Source organism: Mesorhizobium sp. Mes31, assembly GCF_024519675.1.
In the GTDB taxonomy this organism is placed as follows: domain Bacteria; phylum Pseudomonadota; class Alphaproteobacteria; order Rhizobiales; family Rhizobiaceae; genus Mesorhizobium.
This window is the reverse complement of record NZ_JALJRL010000046.1, coordinates 1-4,078: the sequence shown is the minus strand read 5'-3', so window position 1 is coordinate 4,078 and position 4,078 is coordinate 1. Positions and strand designations below refer to the sequence as shown.

Here is a 4,078-nt window from a genome sequence, read left to right as displayed (position 1 = left end):
CTCGACATCGAGCCTGAGTTGGTGTCGCCCGATCATTGGCGGCACATCCACAACCGGATAACCGCCGGCCACGCGCCGCGCAGCTACACACTCGACCAACATCGGGCCTTCCTGCTGCGCAAGAGGACCGAGCCGTGACGCGCGCCGCGATCATCCTCGCTAGCGTTCTCGCAACCATGGGCGTCGGCTATCCCGGCCTCACTTCGATGCCCACGAAGCTCATCTGGAACGCGTCAGCCAGCGCACCGATCGGCTTCTACACGATCGACTTCGACGGATCCTTCGAGGTCACCGATCTTGTCGCGGTCGACGCGCCCGAGCCACTCGCCGCGTTCCTCGCTGATCGCGGCTATCTGCCAAGGGGCGTGCCACTCTTGAAGCGCATCCTTGGTGTTGCCGGGCAACGAGTCTGTCGATCGAACCTCACCATCACTGTCGATGGTATCGAGGCGGGCGCGGCGCTCGAGCGTGATCGGGCCGGCCGTGACCTGCCGGTCTGGCAGGGCTGCCGCCGCATCTCGACCGGGGAAGTCTTCCTGATGAACTGGCAGGTCCGCGACAGTCTCGACGGACGTTACTTCGGCCTCCTCGCCACCAGCCAGATCATCGGCCGCGCCGTCCCGCTGTGGACGGACGAGGGCGGCAACGGCCGCTTCGAATGGCGCGCGCCAACGCGGTGAGCGCGCGACCGGCGGCGCGTGTCGTGCCGCTAGCCATCATCACCGCACCACTCCAAAACAGGAGCCTGACATGCAGCAGATCGGAGAGTTCACCCGCCAGAAGACAGGCTATACCGGGCGTATCCATACGCTCAGCCTCAACCTCGATATCGCCATCGTGGCGGCAGAGGCGAGCGAAACGGAGAATGCGCCTGACTACCGCGTTCACGCAGGCAACGAGGACGGCCCCGAGATCGGCGCTGGTTGGAAACGCTCCAGCGAAAAGGCCGGAGACTATGTCTCGATCCAGCTCGACGACCCGACCCTCGCGCAGCCGATACGCGCGAACCTCTTTCGCAATGGCGACGACAAGACGTCCTGGTCGCTGCACTGGGCGCGTCCGCGCGACCGCAGCGAGAAGGATTGAACGATGCGCGCTCGCCGTCCGTCGACGAGCCATCGCAGTGCGCCTGGGCCGCTTCGTGCTGCCCGGCGCATGGCTCTGCTCCTCTTTTGCGGCCTGTCCGTTGCGACCGTCATGCCGGCGCCGACCTTGGCGCAGGAAACACCTCTCACACGATCGTCGCAGCGCGATCCTTTTGGCGCGCACATCATCGAAGCCTCGCATCGCTTCGGCGTTCCGACTGCGTTGATACGCGCCGTCATGCGCAAGGAGAGTGCGGGCGACGTGCGCGCCGTCTCCAGCGCCGGCGCCCGCGGCTTGATGCAGATCATGCCCGGCACATGGGATGATCTGTGTGCCCGCTGGTCGCTCGGCCACGATCCATTCGATCCCCGTGACAACATCCTGGCCGGAACGGCGTATCTGCGCGAACTGCACGATCGCTTCGGCTCGCCGGGGTTTCTGGCCGCCTACAACGCGGGACCTGCACGCTACCAAGCCTACCTCGCCGGGCGTCCGTTACCGGCCGAGACCCGCGCCTATGTCGCAGCACTTGCCCCACTGATCGGTGAAAGCGAGGGTATGCGCCCTTTCGCAGTCGCGTCCGTCGAGGCCATTCCCTGGAAGCACGGCTCGCTCTTCGTGGGTCAGCCGGATCGCATGCAAGCTGTCGCTCTCGTGCCGACCGAGCGCCCAGAAAATGACGTGAGCTCCGCGCCCGGCGTGCGCGATGTCTCCGCCATGGTGCCGCTGTCCGGAGGCCTCTTCGTGGCGCGAGCGGGCGAAGGGATCCAGCCATGAGCGCGCATGGGCGTTTTCGCGCAACCGCAAGCTCCAGCGCACCGTGGCGTGGATGGAGGCGGAATGTGGGCAGAACAACCGGAAGATGGCGAGATAAAAGGCCGCGAGGTGCGGCGTCGGTCGGTTGTGTTATTTCAATAGGTTATGCAGCATTTCCACGAGGTGCGAAGATTTGGCGCACCGCGCCAGAACACCGATTTGCCTTTGATTTCCGTGGGTTGACACGATGTGCGGATCTTCGCCATGAACGGTGAGGATGGTTTCCGAATCCGGCCCGGCCGCATCCGCTCGCCCAGCGCCCAGCGGGCCAGGCCCTTCATCGCGCAGGCGCTTGCCGCCGCCCAGAAGGCCGGTGCCCATATCTCTCGCTCCGGCCGGATCGGTCCGGGCAATCGCTCGAGCTTCGGGCGTGGCCGCTCGGCGAGCGTGCGCGCGAATCGTCTCCTCACCGGCCGCTCGCGAGCCGTGATCATCAAGACACGCCTTGTGCGCCATCACGCGCGCAGCGCCCCGCTTGCCGCCCATCTCGCCTATCTGCGTCGCGAAGGCGTCACCCTTGACGGGGAGAAGGCAAGGCTGTTCGGGCCGGAAGGCGGGGAGGTGGATGGCAGTGCTTTTGCCGAGCGGTGCGGCGACGATCGGCACCACTTCCGCTTCATTGTCTCGCCGGAAGACGCCGTCGACATGACGGATCTCAAATCTTTCGCCCGCGACCTGATGGGCCAGATGGAAAAGGACCTCGGCACGAAGCTCGATTGGGCGGGCGTCGGTCACTGGAACACCGACAACCCCCACCTCCACATCATCCTGCGCGGCCACGCCGATGACGGGCAGGATCTCGTGATCTCGCGCGACTACATCAAGGAGGGGATGCGCGCCCGTGCGGCCGATCTTGTTACCCAGGAGCTCGGCCCGCGCAGCGATCTCGACATCCATCGCAATCTGCAGCGCCAGGTCGAAGCCGAGCGCTGGACCCAGCTTGACCGGCAGCTTGTTCGCGACGGGCGCGACCGAGGCGTCATCGACCTTGCCACCGCCGCGAACGCCCAGTCCGACGAGTATCAGGTGCTGAAAGTCGGGCGGGTGCGCAAGCTCGAAACCCTTGGCCTTGCCGAACAGGTCGGGCCGGGCCAGTGGATCATCGACGACAAGGCCGAGGCGACGCTGCGCGAGCTTGGCGAGCGCGGCGATATCATCAAGCGGATGCACCGCGCCCTGACCGAACAGGGTATCGAGCGCGGCGCGGCGAGTTATGTGCTGGCAGCGGAGCGTCTCGACACGCCGATCGTCGGTCGGCTGGTCGACCGCGGTCTCGATGATGAGCTGAAGGGCAGCGCCTACGCCGTGGTCGATGGCACCGACGGCCGCACCCATCACATCAAGCTATCCGATCTGGATGCAGCGGGCGACAGCGCTCCGGGTTCGATCGTCGAACTGCGCAAGTTCCATGACGCGCAGGGACATGGGCGCGCAGCACTTGCTGTCCGTTCCGACCTCGACATTGAGCAGCAAACGACCGCCGCCGGCGCAACCTGGCTCGACCGTCAGAATATCGCCCGCCAACCGATTGCACTCTCGGAAGGCGGGTTCGGCGCCGAGGTGCGGCAGGCAATGCAGCGCCGCGCCGACCATCTCGTCGAAGAGGCACTCGGCGAGCGGCATGGCCAACGCGTCAGCTTCACGCCCAACCTGATCGACACGCTGCGTCGCCGCGAGCTGGAGGCGCTCGGGCAAAAAATCTCCGCTGAGACCGGCCAGCCCTTCAATCGCGCCCGCGGCGGCGACTACGTCACCGGTTCCTACCGGCAACGTTTCATACTCGCGTCGGGCCGTTTCGCCATGATCGATGATGGCCTCGGTTTCCAACTGGTGCCTTGGACGCCATCCCTGGAAAAGCATCTTGGCCGCCACGTCTCTGGCGTCGCTCGCAATGACGACGGCATCGACTGGAGTTTTGGCCGCAAGCGAGGCCTCGGCCTCTGACCTCATGTTGAAGAAAGGACCGCTTCCATGTCTGCCACCAAGATACTCTGGGGCCAGATCCTCGCTGTGTTGGCGATCGTACTGTTCACGACCTGGGGCGCGACGGAGTGGGTGGCCTGGCGCCTGGCATTCCAGCCCGAGCTCGGCAGGCCATGGTTCCATGTCCTGGGCTTTCCCTTTTACCTTCCGCCGTCCTTCTTCTGGTGGTGGTATGGCTTCGATGCCTACGCGC

At 65.4% G+C, this 4,078-nt stretch carries 5 protein-coding genes and 1 pseudogene; all 6 read left to right on the top strand.

What is annotated here, in order from left to right; all coding sequences use genetic code 11:
• The coding region (locus NR193_RS33045; RefSeq protein ID WP_256754844.1) for a DUF2840 domain-containing protein at positions 1-138 on the top strand (138 nt) is incomplete at its 5' end.
• Positions 135-680 (top strand): S26 family signal peptidase, encoded by a 546-nt coding sequence (locus tag NR193_RS33040; RefSeq protein WP_256754843.1) that lies wholly within the window; start codon positions 135-137, stop codon positions 678-680. The genes NR193_RS33045 and NR193_RS33040, both read left to right, overlap by 4 nt.
• Before the next feature lie 70 nt (positions 681-750).
• Positions 751-1,086: a DUF736 domain-containing protein gene (locus tag NR193_RS33035; RefSeq protein WP_256754842.1), complete on the top strand. Its 336-nt coding sequence runs from the start codon at positions 751-753 to the stop codon at positions 1,084-1,086.
• A gap of 3 nt (positions 1,087-1,089) precedes the next feature.
• The gene (locus tag NR193_RS33030; protein ID WP_256754841.1) at positions 1,090-1,863 is read left to right on the top strand and encodes a lytic transglycosylase domain-containing protein; all 774 of its coding nucleotides are present in this window, start codon (positions 1,090-1,092) and stop codon (positions 1,861-1,863) included.
• Between the two features lie 243 nt (positions 1,864-2,106).
• Positions 2,107-3,846: a VirD2 family relaxase/mobilization nuclease gene (locus NR193_RS33025; protein ID WP_256754840.1), complete on the top strand. Its 1,740-nt coding sequence runs from the start codon at positions 2,107-2,109 to the stop codon at positions 3,844-3,846.
• A 27-nt stretch (positions 3,847-3,873) separates the two neighbouring features.
• Positions 3,874-4,078 (top strand): annotated as a pseudogene (locus tag NR193_RS33020) (conjugal transfer protein TraG); the annotation flags it as partial.